35 protein-coding genes and 1 tRNA gene are annotated in these 21345 nt (G+C 63.7%); 4 read left to right on the plus strand and 32 right to left on the minus strand.

What is annotated here, in order from left to right:
* Window positions 1-17 precede the first annotated feature (17 nt).
* The 14 genes from LO55_RS26805 to LO55_RS24855 all read right to left on the minus strand — a co-directional run bounded on the left by LO55_RS26805 (window position 18) and on the right by LO55_RS24855 (window position 8948).
* The gene (locus LO55_RS26805; protein ID WP_177185572.1) at window positions 18-164 is read right to left on the minus strand and encodes a hypothetical protein; all 147 of its coding nucleotides are present in this window, start codon (window positions 162-164) and stop codon (window positions 18-20) included.
* Window positions 165-238: 74 nt separating this feature from the next.
* Window positions 239-1558 carry a phage major capsid protein gene (locus LO55_RS24820; RefSeq protein WP_071363511.1) on the minus strand — a complete coding sequence of 440 codons (1320 nt, stop codon included), beginning with the start codon at window positions 1556-1558 and terminating at the stop codon, window positions 239-241.
* Window positions 1559-1624: 66 nt separating this feature from the next.
* Entirely contained in the window at window positions 1625-2587 is a 963-nt protein-coding gene (locus LO55_RS24825; protein WP_071363512.1) for a S49 family peptidase, read from the minus strand.
* A complete protein-coding gene (locus LO55_RS24830) occupies window positions 2584-3846 on the minus strand; it encodes a phage portal protein (protein WP_071363513.1) in 1263 nt (420 codons plus the stop codon). Before LO55_RS24830 ends, LO55_RS24825 begins: the two co-directional genes overlap by 4 nt.
* 3 nt (window positions 3847-3849) lie before the next feature.
* Complete coding sequence (locus tag LO55_RS26810) at window positions 3850-4023, minus strand: hypothetical protein (RefSeq protein ID WP_177185573.1); 174 nt, start codon at window positions 4021-4023, stop codon at window positions 3850-3852.
* On the minus strand, window positions 4020-5735 hold the full coding sequence (locus tag LO55_RS24835; protein WP_071363514.1) for a terminase large subunit: 1716 nt from the start codon (window positions 5733-5735) through the stop codon (window positions 4020-4022). The genes LO55_RS26810 and LO55_RS24835 overlap by 4 nt, the downstream gene beginning before the upstream one ends.
* 10 nt (window positions 5736-5745) lie before the next feature.
* Window positions 5746-6195, minus strand: a complete 450-nt coding sequence (locus LO55_RS24840) for a terminase small subunit (protein WP_071363515.1) — start codon at window positions 6193-6195, stop codon at window positions 5746-5748.
* 112 nt (window positions 6196-6307) lie between these two features.
* On the minus strand, window positions 6308-6625 hold the full coding sequence (locus LO55_RS24845; protein WP_071363516.1) for an HNH endonuclease: 318 nt from the start codon (window positions 6623-6625) through the stop codon (window positions 6308-6310).
* Window positions 6622-6792 carry a hypothetical protein gene (locus LO55_RS26815; RefSeq protein ID WP_177185574.1) on the minus strand — a complete coding sequence of 57 codons (171 nt, stop codon included), beginning with the start codon at window positions 6790-6792 and terminating at the stop codon, window positions 6622-6624. Before LO55_RS26815 ends, LO55_RS24845 begins: the two co-directional genes overlap by 4 nt.
* Window positions 6777-7082 carry a hypothetical protein gene (locus tag LO55_RS24850; RefSeq protein WP_071363517.1) on the minus strand — a complete coding sequence of 102 codons (306 nt, stop codon included), beginning with the start codon at window positions 7080-7082 and terminating at the stop codon, window positions 6777-6779. The genes LO55_RS26815 and LO55_RS24850 overlap by 16 nt, the downstream gene beginning before the upstream one ends.
* 88 nt (window positions 7083-7170) lie before the next feature.
* A complete protein-coding gene (locus LO55_RS26820; protein ID WP_177185575.1) occupies window positions 7171-7335 on the minus strand; it encodes a hypothetical protein in 165 nt (54 codons plus the stop codon).
* A 196-nt stretch (window positions 7336-7531) separates the two neighbouring features.
* Window positions 7532-7628, minus strand: a tRNA-OTHER gene (locus tag LO55_RS26825).
* Window positions 7629-8256: 628 nt separating this feature from the next.
* Window positions 8257-8409, minus strand: a complete 153-nt coding sequence (locus tag LO55_RS26830; RefSeq protein WP_177185576.1) for a hypothetical protein — start codon at window positions 8407-8409, stop codon at window positions 8257-8259.
* The gene (locus LO55_RS24855; RefSeq protein ID WP_071363518.1) at window positions 8406-8948 is read right to left on the minus strand and encodes a hypothetical protein; all 543 of its coding nucleotides are present in this window, start codon (window positions 8946-8948) and stop codon (window positions 8406-8408) included. Before LO55_RS24855 ends, LO55_RS26830 begins: the two co-directional genes overlap by 4 nt.
* A gap of 123 nt (window positions 8949-9071) precedes the next feature.
* Here LO55_RS24855 and LO55_RS24860 point away from each other — a divergent pair, with 123 nt between their 5' ends.
* Complete coding sequence (locus tag LO55_RS24860) at window positions 9072-9704, plus strand: hypothetical protein (protein WP_071363519.1); 633 nt, start codon at window positions 9072-9074, stop codon at window positions 9702-9704.
* On the opposite strand, the gene LO55_RS24865 is transcribed toward LO55_RS24860, so the two are convergent.
* From LO55_RS24865 to LO55_RS24900, 8 genes are all read right to left on the minus strand, one after another.
* Window positions 9701-10051 (minus strand): PDDEXK family nuclease, encoded by a 351-nt coding sequence (locus tag LO55_RS24865; protein WP_071363520.1) that lies wholly within the window; start codon window positions 10049-10051, stop codon window positions 9701-9703. The genes LO55_RS24860 and LO55_RS24865 overlap by 4 nt on opposite strands.
* On the minus strand, window positions 10048-10302 hold the full coding sequence (locus tag LO55_RS24870; RefSeq protein WP_071363521.1) for a DUF7220 family protein: 255 nt from the start codon (window positions 10300-10302) through the stop codon (window positions 10048-10050). Before LO55_RS24870 ends, LO55_RS24865 begins: the two co-directional genes overlap by 4 nt.
* Window positions 10299-10772 (minus strand): dATP/dGTP diphosphohydrolase domain-containing protein, encoded by a 474-nt coding sequence (locus LO55_RS24875; protein WP_071363522.1) that lies wholly within the window; start codon window positions 10770-10772, stop codon window positions 10299-10301. Before LO55_RS24875 ends, LO55_RS24870 begins: the two co-directional genes overlap by 4 nt.
* A gap of 1 nt (window position 10773) precedes the next feature.
* Window positions 10774-11022 (minus strand): hypothetical protein, encoded by a 249-nt coding sequence (locus tag LO55_RS24880; RefSeq protein ID WP_143054618.1) that lies wholly within the window; start codon window positions 11020-11022, stop codon window positions 10774-10776.
* 11 nt (window positions 11023-11033) lie between these two features.
* Window positions 11034-11729 (minus strand): LvrA C-terminal domain-related protein, encoded by a 696-nt coding sequence (locus LO55_RS24885; protein ID WP_143054619.1) that lies wholly within the window; start codon window positions 11727-11729, stop codon window positions 11034-11036.
* Window positions 11722-12441 carry a phage antirepressor KilAC domain-containing protein gene (locus tag LO55_RS24890; protein WP_071363965.1) on the minus strand — a complete coding sequence of 240 codons (720 nt, stop codon included), beginning with the start codon at window positions 12439-12441 and terminating at the stop codon, window positions 11722-11724. Before LO55_RS24890 ends, LO55_RS24885 begins: the two co-directional genes overlap by 8 nt.
* A 130-nt stretch (window positions 12442-12571) precedes the next feature.
* Window positions 12572-14005, minus strand: coding sequence for a DNA-methyltransferase (locus tag LO55_RS24895; protein WP_071363525.1), 1434 nt, complete (start codon window positions 14003-14005; stop codon window positions 12572-12574).
* Complete coding sequence (locus tag LO55_RS24900; protein WP_218145998.1) at window positions 14002-14508, minus strand: Ref family recombination enhancement nuclease; 507 nt, start codon at window positions 14506-14508, stop codon at window positions 14002-14004. The genes LO55_RS24895 and LO55_RS24900 overlap by 4 nt, the downstream gene beginning before the upstream one ends.
* Window positions 14509-14543: 35 nt before the next feature.
* Here LO55_RS24900 and LO55_RS24905 point away from each other — a divergent pair, with 35 nt between their 5' ends.
* A complete protein-coding gene (locus LO55_RS24905) occupies window positions 14544-14789 on the plus strand; it encodes a hypothetical protein (RefSeq protein ID WP_071363526.1) in 246 nt (81 codons plus the stop codon).
* Window positions 14790-14797: 8 nt separating this feature from the next.
* Here the strand turns inward: LO55_RS24905 and LO55_RS24910 are convergent, their stop codons facing one another.
* From LO55_RS24910 to LO55_RS26125, 10 genes are all read right to left on the minus strand, one after another.
* Window positions 14798-15583, minus strand: coding sequence for a hypothetical protein (locus LO55_RS24910; protein WP_071363527.1), 786 nt, complete (start codon window positions 15581-15583; stop codon window positions 14798-14800).
* A 2-nt stretch (window positions 15584-15585) separates the two neighbouring features.
* The gene (locus tag LO55_RS24915; RefSeq protein WP_143054620.1) at window positions 15586-15999 is read right to left on the minus strand and encodes a hypothetical protein; all 414 of its coding nucleotides are present in this window, start codon (window positions 15997-15999) and stop codon (window positions 15586-15588) included.
* Between the two features lie 108 nt (window positions 16000-16107).
* Window positions 16108-17124 carry a DNA cytosine methyltransferase gene (locus LO55_RS24920; protein ID WP_071363967.1) on the minus strand — a complete coding sequence of 339 codons (1017 nt, stop codon included), beginning with the start codon at window positions 17122-17124 and terminating at the stop codon, window positions 16108-16110.
* Between the two features lie 7 nt (window positions 17125-17131).
* Window positions 17132-17563 carry a mechanosensitive ion channel family protein gene (locus LO55_RS24925; protein ID WP_071363529.1) on the minus strand — a complete coding sequence of 144 codons (432 nt, stop codon included), beginning with the start codon at window positions 17561-17563 and terminating at the stop codon, window positions 17132-17134.
* Window positions 17560-18282, minus strand: coding sequence for a hypothetical protein (locus LO55_RS24930; protein WP_071363530.1), 723 nt, complete (start codon window positions 18280-18282; stop codon window positions 17560-17562). The genes LO55_RS24925 and LO55_RS24930 overlap by 4 nt, the downstream gene beginning before the upstream one ends.
* Complete coding sequence (locus LO55_RS24935; protein WP_071363531.1) at window positions 18279-18539, minus strand: hypothetical protein; 261 nt, start codon at window positions 18537-18539, stop codon at window positions 18279-18281. Before LO55_RS24935 ends, LO55_RS24930 begins: the two co-directional genes overlap by 4 nt.
* Window positions 18540-18595: 56 nt before the next feature.
* Complete coding sequence (locus tag LO55_RS24940; RefSeq protein WP_071363532.1) at window positions 18596-18775, minus strand: hypothetical protein; 180 nt, start codon at window positions 18773-18775, stop codon at window positions 18596-18598.
* A 75-nt stretch (window positions 18776-18850) separates the two neighbouring features.
* Window positions 18851-19054 carry a hypothetical protein gene (locus tag LO55_RS24945; protein WP_083415552.1) on the minus strand — a complete coding sequence of 68 codons (204 nt, stop codon included), beginning with the start codon at window positions 19052-19054 and terminating at the stop codon, window positions 18851-18853.
* Between the two features lie 59 nt (window positions 19055-19113).
* Window positions 19114-19710 (minus strand): toxin YdaT family protein, encoded by a 597-nt coding sequence (locus LO55_RS24950; protein WP_083415553.1) that lies wholly within the window; start codon window positions 19708-19710, stop codon window positions 19114-19116.
* 112 nt (window positions 19711-19822) lie between these two features.
* Window positions 19823-20083: a transcriptional regulator gene (locus tag LO55_RS26125; protein WP_083415554.1), complete on the minus strand. Its 261-nt coding sequence runs from the start codon at window positions 20081-20083 to the stop codon at window positions 19823-19825.
* Between the two features lie 112 nt (window positions 20084-20195).
* On the opposite strand from LO55_RS26125, the gene LO55_RS24955 reads away from it, so the two are divergent.
* Complete coding sequence (locus tag LO55_RS24955; RefSeq protein ID WP_071363535.1) at window positions 20196-21011, plus strand: S24 family peptidase; 816 nt, start codon at window positions 20196-20198, stop codon at window positions 21009-21011.
* Window positions 21011-21292: a hypothetical protein gene (locus LO55_RS24960; protein WP_071363536.1), complete on the plus strand. Its 282-nt coding sequence runs from the start codon at window positions 21011-21013 to the stop codon at window positions 21290-21292. Before LO55_RS24955 ends, LO55_RS24960 begins: the two co-directional genes overlap by 1 nt.
* Window positions 21293-21345: the final 53 nt, after the last annotated feature.

Raw genomic sequence — 21345 nt, forward strand, 5'->3', positions numbered from 1 at the left:
ACAGTCCTTTCGCGGGTTTACTTCGCGGCCGGCTTGGCTTTCTCGTCAGCGTGCGGCTCGGCAGCCTTGGCTTTAATCAGGGCTTCAGCCTGGTCTTCTTCGAAGCCAGCCACGTCGCCGGGGCTATAAATCTTCCACGGCTTGAGAAATTTGACGACTTTCATGAGGTTCTCGCTTATAGATGATGAGCGGCGCCGGACGGCGCCGCTTTCAGCCCTGGGTCAGGGCCTCGCGCCGATCAGGCGCCCCAGGTTACGCCGGTCAGGATCGAGACCGATTCCACGTGGCGTGGGCCGAAGTCGTGCTTCGCGATCACGCGCACCAGGGTCTGGTCACGCTGGAAGGCGCTGACCATGTCACCGTTGCCGTCCTTGTAGGCCGCTTCCTTGGAATAGTCGATCAGCAGGCTTTCGTCTTCGCCGATGAAGCAGTCGTTGAAGTCGACGAAATACAGCTCGGAAGCGTTCGAACCGGCGCCCAGGTTGTTCGGCACCTGGGTGGTCTTGCCGACCGGGTAGCCTTTCAGCATGCCATCCTTCATTTCCGGGAAGACCTTGTTGCCGATACCGTCGCGCATACCTTCCAGGAAGCGGAAGGTGCGCGGGGACATGATCCAGCCAGGGCGGCCCAGATTCGCATCGACACCTTCGAGCGCCAGAATCAGCTTGTTCAGATCGGTTTCGATCTTCTGGATGGTGTCGCCAGCGGAAGCGACGAACTTGAATCCGGCCAGTGCCCAGTGCAGCAGGCCCTTCGGGGTGTTGTTGTTGCCGTCGTCACGGATGAAGCCCTTGTCTTCGCGGGCGCCCATCGCGGTTGCCAGGTCGTCCACGACGATCTTGTCAACGTTCTGGTTCGTGCCGGTGTACGACAGCAGGTCGTTCGAGATCGGAACCAGGCCAGCGAGCTTTTTGCTCGTCAGCTTCAGGTCATCGAACTGCGGACCAGTGGTCGGGATATCGGTTTCGGTGCCGACGTAGCCGACAACAGCGCCGCCCTTCAGGCGAGGCATAGTCAGGTTGCCGTTGACCAGCGGCATCGGGCGCGCGCCGAGGGTGCGCACGACCGACTTTGGACGCCACAGCTCGATGACTTCGCGAGCCATATTCGTCGGGACCAGGACGCCGCCGGCGCCAGGGGTCAGGGTGCTCAGAGCCATCGCGACGTCATCGCCGAAGTGATTGTCTGCGGCAAATTTGGCAGCGGCCTGCTGATTGCCTTGAGCCGCGACCAGGGCGCGGACCATGCGCGACATGCCGAGACCCGGGATCTCTGGCTCACGCGGACGCGCGGCCATGCTGCCAGCCGGTGGTGCGTTCGGCTGGTGTGCGGCGCCGAGCGCGCGGTCGACCGGTACCGCGGCGGCGGCGGCGATGCTTTCGGCCGCTTCCATACGGGTGATTTGGGCGGTCAGGTTGCCGAAGGTCGCCTGCAGATCCGTGAATTCCTGCAGCTGCTCGGCAGTCAGTTGGCCGCCGCCGGCTTCGATCAGGGCCAGCGCTTGGACGCTGGCGTTGACCTTGGCGCGTTCGCTGCGGAGCTCATTGATGGTTGGCATAAGTGCCTCTCCTAGAATAGAAAAAGCCGCCTCGAGGGCGGCTTGGTTGCTTGCCCGCGAACGCGGTCAAATTTGGGACTGGAGCGCCATTGCTTTCGCGCGGGCGCCGATGGATTGTTTGGTGCTGCGGGCGACGCGCGCCTCCCGGGCCTGGGCGACGATGCGGTCGATGGCCACTTGAGGGGTCTCGATTCGATCAGCGAAGCCGATATCGACGCCCTGCTGCCCCATGAACACGCCAGCCTCGGTGCCGCGCACGGCGTCAGCACTGACACCGCGGTATCGCGCAACGGCGTCGACGAACTGGCCGTAGTAGCCCTGCACCATGTCGTTGAGGAACTTCAGCGACTGGCCGGACAGCGGCTCGTGCGGACTCAGGTCATTCTTGTGCGCGCCGGCGTAGACGGTCGTCACCTTGACGCCCATCTGCTCGTTGCGAGCCGACACATCCAGGTGCTTGGCGATCACGCCGACCGAGCCGACCCCAGACGTGCGGGACATCGAGACGTTGCCGATCGCCGAGGCAATCAGATAGCCGGCCGAGTAGGCGCTGTAATGGGTGATCGCGCTCATCGGCTTGACGCTGCGCGCTTCGAAGAGGAAGTCCGCGAGCTCGAAGGCGCCGAGGGTGCTGCCGCCCGGGCTGTCGATGTCGAAAGCGATCTGCTCGACGGCAGGATCCGCGAGCGCGGCATTCACCTGGGCGCGCACCTGCTCGTAGCTGGTCATCGTCTCGCAGGGATTCATCTGCATGCTGCGACTCACCAGCACGCCGTGCACCGGGATGATCGCCACGCCGGTGTCGGCGATCTGCTGGCGCCGGGCCGACTCGGCGCGCATCGCGGCGGTCTCGTACGGGCGATCATCGTCGTCTTCCGTCATCTGCGGCTGCGCGCCGTTGACGCTCAGGTTGACGATGTTGAGGCTCATTTGCTGATTCGCCCAGGCTGCGGCCTGGTCCAGCATTGCCTCGGTCACCATCAGCGGCTGATTGAAAATCATGCCGGCGATTCGGAAACGGTTCTTCATGCGAGGATTCCTTCGATTTCTTTGACCTGCTCAGGCTTGGCCTTGGTGTCAGGCGGCGGCACTTGGGTGCGGGGCTCGGCGCCCGGGTTTGCGGCATCCACCATGTTCAGCGGCTGCAGGTAGACGTCGCCGCCGGCGATCGGTGGCAGATTTTCCAGGCGCCGGATGTCATTGACCGACAGCCAACCCCAGTTTCGCGCCACCGCATATGCTTCGTAGCGCGACTTCTGGTCGCCGCGCAGCAGGCCGGAGACGTTAAATTCGATGTAATACTCGGCCCGCTCGCTCGGGAGCAGCAGGTCGCGCATCATGGCCTGCTCGTGCCGCTTGATCCAGGGAAGCAGCGTATAGATGACGAACTGGATTGCCTGGTGCTCGATGTTCGCGAACGTCGCCTTGTCCAGCTCGCCGATCATGTGCGGCGGCACCTTGTAGATGCGAGCGATGTCCAGGACGGTCAGCTTGAGCGCCGGGATTAGCTCCGCGTCGAGGTTGGTCATCGACAACGGCTTGAAGGTCATCCCCTCTTGCAGCATCGCGACGCGCTTCGCGTTGCTGCTGCCGCCATACATCTGCTGCCACCTGTCGGTGATGCGATCGATGACGCTCTGGTCTTTGATCGGCGACGATTCGCGCGGCCGTTCGATCACCCCGGACAGCGCCGTGCCATTCATGAATGACTTGCCGGCGTACTGCTGGATCGCCTGCGCATGCCCGATCGCGTTCGCATGGAGCATGACCGGCGACAGGCCGACATAGCTATTCAGCCCGACCCACCGCACATGGTGGATCATCCGCTGCGGCAGAAGCGGGCCGCCGTCGATGCTGTAATACGGGCGCAGGTCGCTGCCCTTGTAGACAGCGACCACCCCGTCGATGGGATGAAGTGCGATCGGCGTGCCGTCGGTATCCCGGACGATTTCGCTGAACGAATTTCCCTTCAAACCAGCCTTGAGCTGGCTTTGCTCCCTGTACTCGATTGGCGTCTGCCACGAATTAGGCTCCCACGCGATCACGCGATAGAGCTTGTGGTTGCGCGCCGGCTCGCGCTCGCCCTCGCCCTTCCGGCGGAAAAGCTCGCACGGCAATTGGCCAACGCTCTCGCCGAGCAGCGTGACGCAAGCCTGCAGCGCGGTGAGCGAGAGCGCGCTTTCGGGCGTCACGATCGGGCCGGCCTCCGAGCGGGCACCACCAAGTCCGGACGACCATCCGCCGCCAGCGCTGGCGCCCTGGCCGGAGAAAAACTGTCGAAGGAACATCTGTTATCCTTTGGCGCCCGCACGCGCCATGGCGCGCGAAATGATGTAAGACCAGGTCAGCAGACCCGAGCCGGCAATGATGAAGCCGGCTGGCGGGTAGATCATCCAGGCGCCGATCGTGATCAGCGCGAGGCCAAGAATGCCGGCGACGAGGGTCGCCCAGTCGATGAAGCTCATATCGTTACGCCCTCGTCGTAGATTGAAGTGGTTTGCGCCGGCTCGGGATTCAGCGCCATCAGCTGGACGGCGTTGAACAGCGCCATGAGCGGGTCGATCTTGCCGGTGCCGGAGGCCTGCTTTGTGATCAAGGCTGCATTACCGCGCGGCTCGATCTTGGCGTTGCTCACGCACCAGTTCATGAGCGGCTGGCCGCCGTGCAGCAGCACGCCCTCGGCCAACTTCCGCTCGGTAACGCTGATCGCTCCGATTAGCTTCCAGCCCTGCGAGACGCCGAAGCATTTCGCTTCGTCGATCTCCGCGTCGACCAGCGCCTGGAACATGACCTTGTGGGTCTTCTCCGGATCCAGGCCGACGGAGGCGAGCAGGCCCGACTCGTTGACTTCCTTGACCACGGACGCCACCTCGGCGACGTCGCCTGGCAGTTCCTCAATGATCACGAGGTCGCCCTGCTCCTGGAAGTCGTCGTATTTGCTTTCCTCGCTCTTGCGGCGCTCCATCGCAATCGGGTGCGCCCAGGCGCGTGTCCATGCGAGCCACTTGCCGGTACCGCGCTCGCGGCCGACGAACGCCAGACCAAGCAAGTCATCCAGGCCGCCGCCGTCAATGCCGGCGGTGACTACTTCGCAGCGAGCCAGCAGCTCGTGGAGCGTGATCCCCGGCACCTTGGCCTGTCGCTCCCAGAAGTCGGCGCCGGTCCAGCGGTCGGCGCGCAAGTTCATCCCGATCTGCACATTAAGGTGCTTTGCCAGGAAAATCTGGAGCGTCCCATCCGTCTTGTGCAGCAGCTTCTTCAGCTGGTCGGCAAGCCACTCTGCGCTGACGGACCGATCGATGTTCGGGTTGGTGAGGTAGTAGGTCGAAGGGTCAAGGTAGGCTTTTGCCTTCACCATGGCCGCCGGATATTCGTACAGGACGCCCAGGGATTTCGGATCGTCGATCTTGCCGTCGCGGACGTCGCGGTAATAGTTGAGCTTTTCCTTGAACACGCCCGCCGGCGGCTCATCGCTCTGGGTGGTCAGGAAAATGACCCACCCTTCATCTCGCGACACTTGGCCGCCAAGCGCCTCCATGAACATCGCCTCGGCGTTCGCGCGCTTGCCGAACAACCAGTGTTCGTCGACGAGGACCTTTCCGGACTTTTTGCCGGAAACCGTGTCGGTGTCCGCGGCGACTACCTTCAGCGACGCCTTCGACACCAGATGGGTGATGGTGCGCACGTGATCCTGCACGTGGAACAGCGCCATGAGCTCGTCGTCAGCCCGCACCATGGCGGCGGCTGGCTTGAAGCTGTTGTCGGCCACCTCCTTGGTCGGTGCCAGGATCAGGTGCTCCTCTTCGCTCCGCCAGCACAGGATGACGGCCGTCAGCATGATTCCGGCGGCGATCGTCGATTTCGTATTCTTTTTACTAATGAGCAGGTAGTATTCGCGAATCAGCTGCTGCCCGGTCTCCGCGTCGTACCCGCCGAAGATCGCAGCAACGAAGTCGAACACCCACTGTTCGCTGCACTCGCCGAAGTTCGGGCTCCGGTAGTCGCCCTCCTCGCCCAGGCTCTCGTCCCAGATCGATTTCGGCAGGTCGCAGACCCGCAACTGTTTGAAAATCCGGAGCGCCTGCTCGGCCTGGTCAGGAAAAATCGGCGGCGGGATAATCGACAGCTTAGCCTTCAGCCTGTCTTCCCAATCTGGACAGGCGGTAGACCATTTCATGTTGTCGTCCTTACTTCACTGCCTTGAGCTGGGGCGGGGCCGCCGCCGCGAAGCGGTTGGCCACCTTCTTGGCGTTCTCGTTCTTCTGATCCTTCTTTCCACCCTCGCCCAGCTTCTGGTGCTTGAACGGCAACATCGCCTTGGCCACATCCGCACGGATGCGGATGTCGGCCGACGGTTCGTTCATCAGCTTGGTCAGGAACTCCATCGGATCGTCTGTCGACGGGATATCGACCAGATTGTCAGCCGGGGGTGGTGGCAAGGCGACTTTTGCGACCTCCCCGCCACCGCCGGCACGCCGCTGCTCGAGGTAGGCTTTAACATCCGGGTCTTTAACATTTCTCGACCCGGCCGCTGATGCCGTTTTTTCACTGAAGCCGGCGCGAATCGCCGCTTCCTTATTGGAGAACCCGGCCAAAACGGCATCGGCGAAGGCTCGCTTTTTGCCTGTTAAAGCCATTAACAATTTCCTCCAGGGGGACTTTTTTCTGCGCGTGAGGGACTGGTGGGTGTCCGAGGTCGGCGCGTTGTAGACTTACAACACCCCCTCCCCCATCGCCACCGACAGACCGTCAGCCGCGCGCCCGCTCCGCTGCCTCGCGCGCCGTCTTGGCGTCGTGACACGGAACGCAGAGCACTTCCTTATTGGCGTCGTCGTCGCTGCCGCCCTTCCAGAGTGGGACGATGTGGTCGACCGGCCCGCCGAGGGTCGTCTTGCCCTGACGCTTGCACTCCTGGCACAGGCCACAGTCACGCGCGCGAATGCGCTCGCGGTCGCGCACGCCGGCCGACCCGCGCTTGCGCTCGACAATGTCGGGCCGCTGGGCGGGTAGCATGTTCACGCGACTCGCCGCCGGCGCCAGGGTGGTTCGCAGCTGCTGCAGCTTCACATCGGCTCCATGACCACGCCTCGATCCACGATCACGTCGATCATGTGGTCGACGTGATTCGGGAACACTCGGCCTAGCAGGAACACGGCGGCGAGCGCAGGCTTGAACCACCAGGCAAAGCGCGGCTTGAATGTGAGCGAGATGGTCGCCATCAGCTGGCCTTCCATGGTTCGTGCGCCTCGGAGATGTCGGGCGCAACCGGTGCCGGCTTCGTCCTAAAAATGTCGCGCAGGATCTGCTTGACGTTCTCCGGCACGCTGCGAGCCATGTCGACGAACGACATGCCGGCGCGTCCGTGACCCTTGGCGCGCAGAATGGTCCGCGCCTCTTCGCATTCAGCCAGGTGCTCGGCGATTTGGTTCAGACGCGTCAGGTCATGCGCTTTGGCCGGCGGCGGGTTACCGCCCAGGACTGCGCGCAGGATCTCGGCGCGGTAGATGCGGGCGATGTCGTTCATACAGCGCCTCGAGCCTGGTCAATGACCGCCTGCTCGCGCAGCACCTGGACAACGAGTCGCAGCCAGATCAATTCAGCCTCGACGCTCATCACCGATCCTTCAGGCTCTTGACCTCGCTGGCCAGGTCCTGAGCGACCTCGGCAACGGGCTTGACAACTGCGCCTGCGAGATCGACGGCGACCGCGACTGGCGCAACGACCAGGGTCGTCACATCCGCAGCAAAGTTAGTGACGGACTTGAACAAACCGACCATGCGGCACCTCGAAAAAGAAAAGCCGCCTGGCGCATTGCTGCGAGGGGCGGCGAAAGACCAGCGCTGACGCTGATCGAGGAGACTGGTAGTGGTGGCCGGTGCTATTGGTCCGGCAACGCCATCCTGCTGAGCGATCACTCCATCGCAAGATCAACGTCAACTCTAGGCACATCAGCTAATGCGCATTCACCACACACCCGCCAGCAGGAGTTGAACCTGCGGCCTCTCCTTTCCACCCGACTGTTGTTCAATCCGGACTGCGGGAGCGCTCTAACCATCTGAGCTATGGCGTGTGTGTGGTGACTCGTTCTCGGGAGTCAGGCGGCCAGCCCCAGGGCTATCTGCCAAGTGGGCGGCGGGCCGGTTACAGCGTCCGGCGTCGGTGCGCGCTGGGTGCGCTCGACTGTTCTGGCCGATGCCAGTTCGCATTCTCGTAATCGCGGGCGCCGTCTTCGAAGTCTCGCCGGGCGGGCGCTCCGGCACTTCTCGGGCAGATCAGATCCCGTGCGCGTTTCGTCGCGCTTCTACGTGATGATCAGGCTGGCGGGTGTCTAGCGCTTCATGACTCACCTCCGTGGCGCGTAAACGACAAAGCCCGCCGAAGTGGCGGGCCAAGATCGAGGTATGAGGCACATATTTCAGGACGAGCGCCGGCTTTACTGCTGGCCGGACTGCTCGACTGCCTCGGGTGACGTTGGCGCCGAAGCGCGCATTACGTGGATCGAGGGATATGTGAAGGCTGTAGTTTACGCCCGGTTTCGATGCTTTGCAACACCATCGTGCATCAGAACCAGAAGCCGATGCGACCCCGCAAGAAGTGCACAGCGAAGCCTCCGCCCGACGTACGGTTGCGCCACACTTGAATGCACGGGGTCAGCGCCCAGTTATGCATTCCCCACTGGAGGATTGGATGGAGCTTGGTCATGCGCGCACCTTGAGTCCGATACGGCCGCGCCAGAACATGATGTAGAACCACCAGGCGCCGCCACTTGGCGACCTGCCGAAGAACAGCGACGGGAGCAAGGTTACTCCACCGCCTCCAACATCGCGACCACAGATGACGTCGATCGTCATGCCGCCTTCCGCATCCTGGCTGCGGCGCGCGCGCTGTGCGCCTGGAACAACCCCTCCAGCTCGCTGACCATGTCGAGCACCTTCTCGCGCTCGAGCGCGCCGCCCAGGACTGGCTCGCGGCCGGTGCCGTTGCAGTGCGTGCATGCGCGGCTCTCGACGATCTTCGTGCCGTTGCAGCACGAGCACTCGCCGCCCAGCCAGTGCGCCAAGCTGACGCGGGCGATCTTGGCATACATGGCATAGGCTGCCTTGATGTCCCATTCGGCCTTGATGTTCATCCACTTGCGGTCGAATCCCTTATGCGCCACCGCGCTGGTCCACACGCGCAGCAACACGGCCAACTCGCGGGCCGCGCTTTCGACCGGCTGACGCGGCACGCCGGCGATGTGCGCGCGCAACAGCATCGAGCCGAACAGTTCGCCCGATCCGCCGGACAGGTCGGCTAGCGCCGCAGCGACGAGTGGCTCGGTCTGATGGTGCTGGTCGTCGTCCTGAAGGTTGGAAGTGCTCAGTGCGTTAAGGTAGCGCTCGGCGAACATAGGTTTCTCCGTGGAATTTCCACGAGATTACCAGCAGCAACGAAAGCTTGCCTCGCGCCCGAGATTTTCCAAATTACAATAAAATGGTGATAACATCACCGCTTCCTATTTCACGGCTCATCTATGAAGAAGCTACAGATATTTTTTGAGATTGTCTTCGCCGTACTCGCTGTAGCAGTTATTAGTATCTCCTGCACCTATGCTTGGCCTGAGCCTGAATATGGCCTTACCGCCTGGGTTCAGGCGATTGGCTCTATTGCGGCAATTCTCGTTGCGATCCTGGTCATGCACTGGCAGAACCGTGCTAATGAGAACCGCGACGAGATTAACAGTAAAAGGATGCTAAGAGGCGCCTTGAGATGCCTCGGGGTAGAATTGTTTCAATATGAGAATATGATTAAAGACAGGATGACCAGGAAGGAGATGATCTGGGCACCTGTGCAGGCCGACTTTGCAATCTTCAACGCGTACGCCACCTTGCTTGGCTCTCTCGAGGATGATACAACTCTGCAATACGTTACCGGCTCACGCCTGAAGATCCAGAATTTTTTTACCAACGTAAATGAGCTAAGCAGGACAGTCGAGATACTTAGATTCGAAGACGGCAACCCCGATCTTGAAAAAAAGGTGGATGAACTTTGGGCTGGACTCGTCGAGCACTCCCCTATAACGCTAAACTGGATCGAGGGGGCTCGCCAAGGAATCGACAAAGCTATCAAAGCTATCGATAAATCGGGTGGACCCGAAGTTTCCTAGAATTCCTCGATTTTCCATCCACCACCGTCTTTTTTCGCTTTAGCCTGCACGGCAATAAATCGCAGAGGATATAAATCAGCAGCGATCTTAATTTTGGTCCGCGCATCGTCTTGCCAAAACCCTTTTACCTCGTGCAGCTCTAATTCGCCGTCGGCCAGCATGACGGCAAAGTCTGGAGTGTAGAAGGTGCTGTCGGCCAACCGAAGCTTGATCCCCTCGAACTTGAACCAGGCCACCTCGCCAGCATGGCGCCGGGCGTCAAGAGTGGCAGCATAGGCGGCCTCGGTCTTGTTCATGGTGCCGGTCTTGAGCCGGCCCAGCGCCTGGAGCGCGCGCTTCGCGGTCATTGGCGCGCCTCGATCGACGTCGCGACGGCGCTGGCCAGCCGCTGCAGCCTGGCGTTGAACCAGCGGCGCACGGCATACGAACGCACCACGCTGATCACGGTGTAGATCAGGCCCAGGGCGAAATTGGCGCCGGGCGTGATGTGGAAGCCGAACAGCGGGAAGATCAGCATGTTGGCCGTGAAGTTGATGCCGAAGCCGATCAGAACGTTGATGATGGCCTCGATGAGCGAGCCGAGTCGGGTCTGGGTCATTTGGCCAGGTCTCCATAGGTGATGGTGTAGTGGACCGGGTTGCGATCGGCGTAGCGGTCGATGATGTCGGCGGCGCCGGAGTTTAAGGCCGGATAGAACGGCAGCGCGCGCGGCGGCCGGTCGTCGGTGAACTTCCCCTGCATCATGGCGTCGCGCAGCACCACGAGCGAGGTGATCGCCTTCGTCACATGCGACATGCCCGAATCTGGATCGATGTCCTCCCCTTCCCACCAGGCCATCAGGTGCCGCATCACGCCGTCGTAGTAGACGGAGCCGCGCACGCCCACAGCGCGGTAGTTGTGGCGGCCGTACTTGCTCGCGCCCTCCAGCATGGCCACGCCGATCTCGGCCAGCACCGTGGCCGGCACCGTCGACATGGGCGCCTTGCGCACGCCGACCATGTCCTTCGGGTTCGTCGGCTTGTCGCCCTCCAGCGCGCGCAAGGTCAGCATTTCATGCGAATCGTTCATCTCATCCTTTCGTTGTGGTCTGTGCTGCATTGGTGTTCTGCTCGAGCACTTGGCGCTTCTCGATCCAGGCTTGGCGGTCACCTACGTTGGGCGCCGGCGTGTATCGCCCGCACGCCAGCGATTTCCAGGGCAGGAAAGGGGCGATCACATCGACGCGGGCGGCGCGGGCGGCGCAGCGCCCGAGCCCGACCTTCGCGTGCTCGGGGTATTCCTTCATCTTGAAGTGGCCGCACCAGGCGCAGACGTTCATACTCTGCTGCGTCATGCGGCACGTCGACCAAGGTCCTGAAGCATCTTCGACAGCCCCTCGGGTCGGCCGGTGCGCCGCGGCAGATCGGCATCGTCACTCGGCGGCGGCGCGACGGGCAGCGGCGGCGAGACGATCTGCGCCAGACGCGGCGGAGGCGGTGGCTTGCCTCCGTTGTCGATCGCAGCACGGATCCGCGCCTCCCAGCTGGCGGTCGACTCACCGTAGTGCGCCTGACCGACGCCGACTTCCATCGCCTTCGCGAGCCTGGTTGCGTCGCTCAGCCACCAGGCGCCGCCGCCGGTGGATTTGGGCTGGACGGCCGGGACGGTCCAGTCCGCCGCATAGTGCTCGCCCGGGCCGAAGAATGTCGCCGCCTGCTTGATGAACTGCGGCTCCGTCCTCATCGCCTTGACGTAGGCGGCATAGGTCTGCGCGCCAGCGAGCATCTCGGCGACCTTGGCGCCGGCGCTGAGCCGAGCGGCCCAGGCTTTGTGCGCCGCCTTCTTGCTGTCGCCTGGGCGAGTTGGATAGACCTCCCAGACGGCTTCGAAGTCCGCCGGGTAGTCATTGCGCTTTACCCTGGCCGGTGCGGCGCCGCCGGCGCGCAGGCGGTCCAGCTCATCCAGCAGCTCGACCACCGTCGACGACTTCAGATGCACGGTCGGGTTAGCGGCGGCCAGGCCGCGCAATGGAGAGTAGTCACGCATGGGCAGCCTCCCCATGGCGCTGGCGCAGCGCTACCTGATGCTTCGCCCACTCGCCTGCGATCCAGGTCACGCCTTTCGGGGTGAAGCGCGCGGCGTTGAACGCGTGATTGTTCTGGGCAGTGCCCGCCTTCACGCAGAAACGGCCGGCGTCCATGTGCTGGGCATGGGGCGTCAGCGCGCCGCCGAGGCGGTACATGATCTTCTGGTCGAGCAAGAACTCGCGGAACGCACTCTCGTTCGCGCCCAGCAGCTTGGCCACCTCGCGGAATCCCTTCGTGCCGGTCGAGTCGGCATAGCGCTCGACGAACTCCACGGCCGGCGCCGCGGCGGCGAGCTGGGCGGCCTGAGCCTCGATCACATCCTGCTGCTCGGCCGCCAGGCGCAGCGCCGCGGCGAACGACTGAGGCACGGCCGGCGCTGGCGCGGCGGACTCCAGCTCCTGCCAGCGGTCGACCAGGCGTGCGGTGAACTCGGGCGACAGCTGCGCCACGATCACATACGAGTCGCGCTTGCCGACGCGGTATTGACGGATCATCTTCGGGCCGGGGCCGTCGTTCGGCACTTCCTCAAGTTGAGGGAGTGCGATCGTGCCGCGCGCCAGCAGGCTTTCGATCGTGCGCAGCACATTGTCGTGCCGCTTCTCGACCAGGTCAGCGATCTCGCGGCTCGACATCGTGACGTCGGCGCCACCGGTGGTTTGCAGTGTCAGCATGCTTCCCATGTCGTTTCCTTTCTAGTAACGGAGCCGCGTCAAGCGGCCTCCCTGTAGACGTGCCCCTCATCGATCCGGCCGCTGGGCTGCGCCACCGGGCGCGGGCGGTATTTCTTGTTGCGCGGCTTCTTCATGCCACCTCCTCGAATAGACTGAGCTGCGGCTCAGGCGCTGCGGTCACCCCGACTGCCGCGGCGACCACGCGCGCTTCGTGTTCAATCCTCGCTCTTGCGATCTCCACATACTCCGAGGTCATATCGATGCCGACGAAGCGGAAGCCCTCACGCATGCACGCCTTACCGGTCGACCCGCTGCCCATGAATGGGTCCAGCACCAGGCCGCGTGCTGGCGTCACCAGGCGCACCAAGTAGGCCATGAGGTCGGTCGGCTTCACCGTCGGGTGATGGTTGCCGTTGCGAGTACTCCAGTCGGCCGTCTTGCAGGCGCGCATGGTGGCGTCCTTTTCGACGACCGGTGTGTCCGAGCTGGCGCATCCCTCATTGCGATCGGCGCGGCTGGCCTTGGCGCAGTAGAAAAAGCGCGCTGCGCTACCGGCGCTGCTGGCGATCGCCGGCCCCCCGTCTCCGTCGGCGCCGTGGAATCCCATCCCCTTGCGAACGCCGGCAGCGCGAGAACCGCTCTCCTGCTGCGGGAACAGCGCCACTACCTCGGCGCTGCCGTCGTGGATCAGGTTCGCAGGCCAGCGGCCGGCATCGCTGCCGGTCGGGTAGCTCGACGAACGATCGGCATAGCGGTGGTCCTGGTTGGCGTACGAGTCGCCCGGCGCGCCGCGGGAAGTCATGACCTTCAGCGTGGCGCGGCGCGTGCTCTCTTCGCCGACACGGCACCCGTCTACATTGATCGCCCCGGTCCCGAACTGCAGCACGTTCGCCGCCACCGTCAGGCCCTTGGCCAGCGGCTTGCGCGCAACGCAGATCGGCTCGTGTGCGGGCTTGAGAGCGGTGCCCCAGCCCTCCCACTGCTTGGCCTCCGGCGTAGCCGCGCGCGTCACCTGCGGCACATACTCGCGGCCGTTGTCCTTGATCCAACTCCCGGTCTTGTCCTGGTCTGCGCCCGGGATCATGCGCTTGACAACTTTGCCCTCGCTGACAACCTCGCGCTCGGCGCCAGCCTGCTTGTCGATCGCCTTGCTGATGTTCTGCGATTTCGGGAAGCCCGACCCGTAGACCCACAGAGCCTGGTCGCGTATTTCGAAGCCAGCCAGGCGGATCGCCAGCGTGCCCATGTCATAGGTGCGTGAGCCGAAGAACGCCAACAAGTGGCCGCCCGGCTTCAGCACGCGCAGCGCCTCGCGCCACACGGCCGGGCCCGGGACGAAGCTGTCCCACGTCTTACCCATGAAGCCGCCGCCCTTGTGCTGGTAGTCGTCACCGGCAAGCCAGTGGCGCAGGACCTCGGCCATGTCTGGCTCGGAGCTCAGGCCATAGGGTGGATCGGTGACGATTGCGTCGACGCTGTTGTCCGGAAGGGTGCGCATCACCTCAATGCAGTCGCCAAGGTGCAGTGTGAATGGCGCCGCCTCACCCGCGCCGCCTGCAGTCATTGCATCTCGCATAAAAACATTCCTTTCTCTTTGATCATCTCCAGGCACTCGGCCAGCAGCGCGCGCTGGGCGCCGTAGCGCTCCTCGAAGCGCGCCTTGTACGGGTGGACCGCGATGAGGGCCGGGTTCGGGCCGGTGCCGTCCTGGTGGTGGCCAGCGCACAGCGGGAGCACCAGCAGGTGCGCGCCCGGCTTCGTACGCCCGTCGATGTGGTGCACGCTGACGTCCGGGTTGTGCCAGCCGTCCTTCCGGCAGGCGATGCAGCCTAGGGCGGCGATCGCGCTCATGAACCGCGCTTCGTCGGCGGTCGGCGGGCGGCCCTTCATGCCGCGCGAGGCGATCGGCTTGCGTGGCTTCGGCTCTCGGGCCCGGACCTGTGATTGAACCGCGGCGACGCGCAACAGGCCGGCACCGGCGGCGGGCGACTTGAAGCCGGTGCCGCGCGCCATCGGCGTCTTGCGCTCGAGCGGCTTGCCCTGCTTGAGGGGTGAGCGGCGCATCATGCTACGATCCTCCGTCCGCACCCATAGGAGAGACCATGCAGCAGATGCCCGAACACGAATACCGGGGATACACCATCGTCGCGAGAGTCTGGCCCACGCCCGGCAATCGCTACCAGAGCGCCGTCACGGTTCTCAGCCGAAGCCCGTCGGCACCTCCCGGGCAGCTCGCGATTCGATACCACGAGCCCAAGGAACGAGGGATGAGCTGCGAGACCGCGCATGAAGCTGATCAGGATGCGCTGGAGCGGGCGCGTTTCTGGATCGACGCCCAGCCCGACTGAAAACGTGCTCATGGCATCGCCCGCTTGAACTCGACCACCCACACCCAGGGGTCGGCGTCCCAACTTCCGACGCCATTGATGGATTCCCACAGCGCCTGGTAGGCCTGCACTGGCGATGGGCCGACTGGCGGCTTTTCGCCGGCCGCGACAGCTTCATCGAACAGGTAACGCCACACAGGGAAGTGCTCGCGATCCCATTCTTTGCTTCGGATGCTTACCGCGCCCTCGGAAATGGCGTCAGACTGGCTGCATGCATTCAGCCGCTCGACGCGCACCGACACGACCTCGAGCAGGATGCGGCTGGCGGCGCGCGGCATGTGGATGGACGGATGCCAGGCAGAGCGAGGTTCGCCGCCGCCGTCATCGTCGCCCGCCCACTCGTAGCCGCCGTCGGCCGCGTAGATGGCATGGCCGCTGTAGTAGCCGCCGCCAAACCGCATCTCGTGAACCGCCGTCGCTGGCCGGTCAGGAACCCAGTCGACCAGGTTGCCGTCTTCGCCCCATGCATTGCTGACGACACCCCACGTCTCGCGCACCCACAGCCGATGGCCGGGCTGGCCGTAGGGGCACTTGCGGCCATGATGCTCATCCGACGCGCCGTAGATTTCCGGGCCGGGCGCCTCGTAGCCGCCATTTGCAATCACGACCGGGTTGTACAGTCCGACGCGCGGCATCCAGTACGGGCCCGGGTCGTCCTTCACGATCCTGCGCGTCTGTGTCTTGCTGCCGTCGAGCAGCGCGCGCACCATGGCGCCGCTGAACAGAATCGGCCGCTCTTTGATCTGGGTGCTCATGGTCAGGCTTTCGTATGGAAGGATTGACCGGTACGCCTCGACCACGCCGGGATGTCCTGGCGGGTGCCGCGCGGGTTCGGGATGTACTTTTTGCTCAGCGGCGGGCGCGCGAAGACGTCGGCCGGCTGGCGCAGCGCCGCGATCTGGCCGACCGGGCGTGCCTTCTCGCCCTCCAGGCGGTCGTAGTGCGCGCGTGCGAATGGGCTGATGTTGATCTTGCCGTCGATCTGCTCGAGCAGCCAGCCGCTGCTGATCGCGCGCTGCAGGGTGTCTTCCTGGTGACCGGTCTTGTGACCCATGTCGACCACGGCGAGCAGCGCGTGCTGGCTCATCGGGCCGTGCTTGTGCAGGTATGCGCCAGCGGCGTAGGAGGCCGTGCCTCGCATCGCGGTCCGGGTTCCTTTATTGGTGGCCATGGTAGGCCCTCCGAATAGTGAATTTTGCAAGATGGCAATCAGAGGCGTGGGCGCGGCCCTGCGGCCGGCCGCAGGCGATGCAGCGTGGCGCGGAGTGGCGGATGTAGGTCACGTGGCCTCCATCACGGCTTCGATGAAGACGCGCGCCGCTTCGGCGTTGATCGCGTTGCCATAGGCGCGCAGGCGTCCCACTCGGGCGGCAGCCCCATGAGCCAGCGGGAATGTGCCGGGTTCAACTGGCCGCCACTTTCCATCCCGGCATCCGAGCCAGTCAGCAGCTCGCCAGTAGCCGTTAGTCGGGCCGGGCTCTCCATGCGCGCCAGCTTCACATCGTTCCGCAGTCCGAACCCCGCCGAGCTGCCCCTCGCCCCACCCCCGTCCGCTGCTCGTGGCGTCGGCCAACCGCACAGGTTCGCTTGACGAGGCAACTGATCGAATCGATCCTTCCCGTTGTCCCCGCGCGGCTTGATGTCCGCTCCCGAGTCCTTCCAGTCGCGCGTGGTCGGCGTGGTCCAGCCCGTCAAGCACGCGACCGCCGCTAAGTCCGGCCCGTGGTTGCGCATGGCCTCGATCAGCCCGCCCTCGAACGTGCGCACGCCCTTTTCCGCCAGTGCCGCCGTCGGCGGCGGCCACCCAGTAGAGCCGGTCTCGGATGTGCGGAGCACCGACGCCCGCAGACGGGAACGGGATCGCCCCGAACCGGTATCCCACGCCTTCCATGTCATCTTGTACAAGGTCGATCCAAGGATCTGCGTCTTTACTCGCAACCTGCTCTCCAAGGACGACTGCAGGGCGGTGCTGGCGGATGAGGTGGTGGAATGCCGGCCATAGGTGCCGCTCGTCAGCAAATCCAGCTCCTTGGCCTGCCGCGCTGAAAGGTTGGCAGGGACAGGAACCAGTCCAAACAGGTCGGTCATCTGGCCAGCCGGCGCGGCGAAGTGCCAGGGACCAGACGCCGATGCCGGCGAAGAAATGGCACTGGGTGAAGTCCTTGAGGTCGGCGGGGTGTACATCCTCGATGCTCCTGGTGTCGACCACGCCCGGCGCTATGTGGCCGGCCGCGATCAGTTCGACCAGCCAGTCGGCAGCGTACTTGTCGAACTCGTTGTAGTAGACGGTCGTCATCGCTGCCTCACCCGCGCGGTCCAAAAAATGCCGCAACCAGCGGGTCGCGCACGGCCGGCGCCGAGTGCAGACGCACCGCGTAGTGGCTGTCGTCCTTCATGATGTGGATGTGGCGGCTCGAGTCGAGTGCGCGCTCTGCGATCGGCTTCGGGCGGCCGGTCGGGCGCGAGACAGGTACCGCGGCGAGCTGCTCCAGGTAGGCCTGGGCGTGCTCCAGCGTCATCGCAATGAAATAGACTGGGCCATCGGGCGTGCGCACCGTCGTGACACGGTCGCCCAGCTCCTTGATGTACTTGCGAACGCCAGACGGGCCCATTTCGAGGAGGTCGCCCACCTCGTCGCGGCGCATCGAGCGCACCAGCAGCTCTGCAACCAGGCGGCGCAAATTCTCGATGCGCGCGGCGGTCTGGCCAGGGGTGACGTAGCTGGCGCGCGTCATGCTGGCACCTCTTCGCCCTCGGCCGCGCCTGCCGCCGCCTTCGATTCGTCGTATTGCTTGATACCCCAGGCCAGCGCGTAGCAGCACCACTGGAAGCGGTGCGTGAATTCGTCGTGATTGACCTCCCAGAAGTCCGTGAATTCGAAGGTCGTCTCGGCGCCGAAGTATGCGCTCCAGGCCTCGCTGTCTTCCGCGCCGAAGACGAATTCGTTGGCGGCGTCGAAGCAGCGGATATCGTTGTCGTCCGCGCCGATCACGTCGCGCTCGACGGCAGCGCGCAGGTCGCCCAGTGCGGAGGTGAACAGCTCGGTCTCGCCGAGGTCTGTGGCCTCGCCGGCCTCACCCGCCCCGAAGTCCTCGACCCACTGCCGCACAGCGGCGTCGAACTTGGCTTTGCTGAACTGGGTCACACCGTTGCCGCGGCCCGCGCGGCCGCCGGCTTCGACCTTCTCGGCCCAGTAGTAATGGTCGACGGCGAAGAGGTCTTTCGACTTCGAGCGGCGGAAAAAATCGAACATGTCGCGGAGGCGGGTGAATACGTAGGTGCCCATATCTCCGGCGTAGCAGAGATGACCGGGCCACGTGATCAGGTCGAAATGCATGCAGCCGGTATCGGGGCGGCTGAAGCGCAGATGGCGGTAGACGCCATCGTCGCGCAGGATGGCCAGCTTGTGGCCGGCGACGTCGCGCAGAAAGCGGTCCGGGGTGAGCGCGGTCATGCCGCACCGCCGATCACGGCGCGCGCGGCCGCATTCAGGTCTGCATCGGTCAGGGTGTGCCGGCGGGTCTCGGTGATGTAGACGACGTCGCCAGCGCGCAACCAGTCGTTGCCGATCACCAGCTGGCTCAGGGTTTCCGCCTCGCTCTCAGCGCGCTCGCGCGGCTCTGTCCCGTAGGACATGACCGGCAGGCAACCTGGTGGCGAAGACTGATCTTCACCGGCGTGCACCGCCGGCGGATTCGATTGTGCTAACATTTGGTTTCCTTCCAAGGAATTTGCTTTATGGGACCTCGGCTGCAACCGAGGTCTTTTCACTTCTGCTGCTCTGCGAGCATTTGCTCGAACTTCTTGTGGCTCATCACGTGGCCCGGCTCGACCAGGCACTCCGCAGGAACACGAAACGCTTTCTCTACTGCTTCCTGGGCCATCGCTCGGGCTTGCTCGAAGCTGGCCGGCACAGGCGCCGCCGTCGACTCCTTCGATTGATCCATCCCTCCTCCTTCTGTGATCCGGCGCAGGCCTGCGGACTGGCGCCGGGGTATCGTGGTATCGGTGGGGAGCGGGCTTTACGCCGCCAGCTCGCGTATTTCCTTGACCGGCATGCCCAGGTGCTCATGGATCCGCAGGATTACGCTCGGACCCAGCGTCGCGCCGCCGCGCAGCTTGCTGATCTGCGCCGGCACGATGTCCAGCTCGCGCGCCAGCGCCGCGTCGCTCTTGATCTGGAAGCGCTCGCGCAGCGTGTCCAGCAGCTTCGGTACGTTTTTCAAGTTCACTCCTCGGTATTGGTGGCGGCGCCATCCCGCCGCCTGGGTGCTGCCTACGTCGACTAGGCGCTCGCGCGGGCCAGCGCCCGGCGTGCGTGGATTTCGGCGGTCACGTCGTCCGCGGCTGCCTGGTATGCCTCGGCCGCCTCGGTGAGTTCGACGCGGGCCTGGAGCAGCTGCTCCTCGGATGCCTCGGCGCCGACCTGAATCAGCGCGAGCTTCCCTTCGGCGCTTTCCTTAGCGATGTTCTTCAGGTGCTTGAGCGGGTCGAAGCCGATCGCCGGCACCTGGTCGACCGCGCGGACCTCCACGCCCAACGAGCAAAAGATCTGGTTCAGGACGGCGACGCGGTGGTCGATCGGCAGCGCCGCCAGGATCGAGGGGACCATATTCGCCGGCAGCTTTGCCTCCTGCTCGTCGTCGCCACCGAACCAGCGGTACAGCTTCTGGGCGGCGCTCTTCGCACGGGTGTAGGCGTCTTTGCTGGTCGATTCGAAGGTGATACCGGTTGCGGCGTCCGCGCCAATGCGCTCGTGGGCCTCGGTCACGTGAATTGCAACCGTCTCGCGGCTCATCTGGCCAGGCGCGCTGCGGCGCCATGCCTCGACCGCATTGCGAAGCAACTCAACCATCGACTGATTTTGAAGAACCTTCTTCATGACTTTTTCCGTTTAGAAAGCTACTCTGACAACACTCATCAACAACACAACACAGCAAAATGCCGAATCCCTCCGCCGCATCGCTCTACCGGATCATCCGGCCCACATCGGCCTATTCAGGAGCCGGACGAAGATCGGTGGCCCGGCGATTCGTATGTGCCAACTCGGGCCAGATCGTTGCCCAGTCGCTCGGGAATAGCTCCTTCCGGGTGACGGCCCCATCGGTTGCCCTTTCAATAGGCGCGCCGAAGTGAACAGGAACCGGCCGAGTGCCATCGGCCCAACGACTTACATCAGGTGGATGAGCGCCGATGGCTTTCGCTAGAGCAGCGCCACGACCGCGGCCTTGAGTGAGGTAGGTTTTGAGGTCCATGCGCACAAGTATAGCGAATCGCTAAAGTTTTGCAATAGCGAATCGCACATTCCTAACTTTAGCGTTTTGCTATTTAATCTCGCCTATGAGAACCAATGACGAAATACGGCGGTTGAACCTGCTGGTAGCCATCAGTAGGATCGGTAGCGCAGCCAGACTGGCCGACCTTGCCGCTACCTCCCCCGCCTACCTGAGCCAGATCAAGAATCGGGTGGCCGACAGCAAAAGCGGCACCCCGAAGGCGATGGGCGATGAATTGGCTCGACGCATCGAGACAGCGATCCATGTGCCACTCGGCTGGATGGATTCGTCACACCATATGGACTGGGTGAATGCTGGCCTCGTTGAGAGTGTGGCCACGGGAAGTGGCGCCGCGCCGCCTGCGCCGCCAGAGGCTGGGGCGAAACCCGCTGATTTGCTTGAGCCGGTCGCGCCTCTCTCGACCGAAGATGCCGGGCGTCTGCTTGGGGGCGGAATCGGAGTCCAAGCACGCGACGACGATGACCCCGCGTTCACCCACATTCCTAAAGTGAAACTGCGCCTGTCCGCAGGTATTAGCGGATTCGAGACTGAACCAGAACGCTTCGACGGAACCACCACCACTGTTCCCACCAGTTGGATCGAGCGTCATGGCTACAGCCGGAGGCATCTGATTGCTACCCTGGTGAAGGGCGAGAGCATGGAGACGACGTTGTATGACGGAGATCTTGTCATAATCAACTTAGCCGACACCCGCCTCGTCGACGGCGGCCTCTACGCCATTAACTATGGAGGCGAGCCCGTGATCAAACGCATGACGCGCGACGCCGGCCAATGGTGGCTGACGTCAGACCACCGGGACCAACAGAGATACTACCGCCGGGTGTGCAGTGGGACAGACTGCATCATCGTGGGGCGTGTTGTGAAGCGCGAAAGCGAAAGGCTGTAATGCAGTATGCGGTTTTGCGCGTGCGTGGCGAGCGCACTGTGGTGGCACTTGTCGAGCGGTGGCAGTTGGGAGGGCGCCATGCGCCAGACTTGGTGGAGGTGCTGCAGCGTCAGTTCGCACTGCCTGCCGTGCTGGTCGCGAATGATGATTCTTGTTGGCGCACGGCGCGGGCCTACGCGGCGAACGATTCCGATCGGCAGCTGTTCGACCTGCTTGCTGGTGCAGCGGACATCGACTGGCAAGACCTTCCAGCAACAGGCCGCCAGCGAATGGGCGAGTGAGTATTGGGTAGATTCTTGCTCGAGGTGCTCAGCTATACTCGCGCGAGCGAAAC

It is taken from the genome of Massilia timonae, from assembly GCF_001866515.1.
Taxonomy (GTDB): domain Bacteria; phylum Pseudomonadota; class Gammaproteobacteria; order Burkholderiales; family Burkholderiaceae_D; genus Telluria; species Telluria timonae.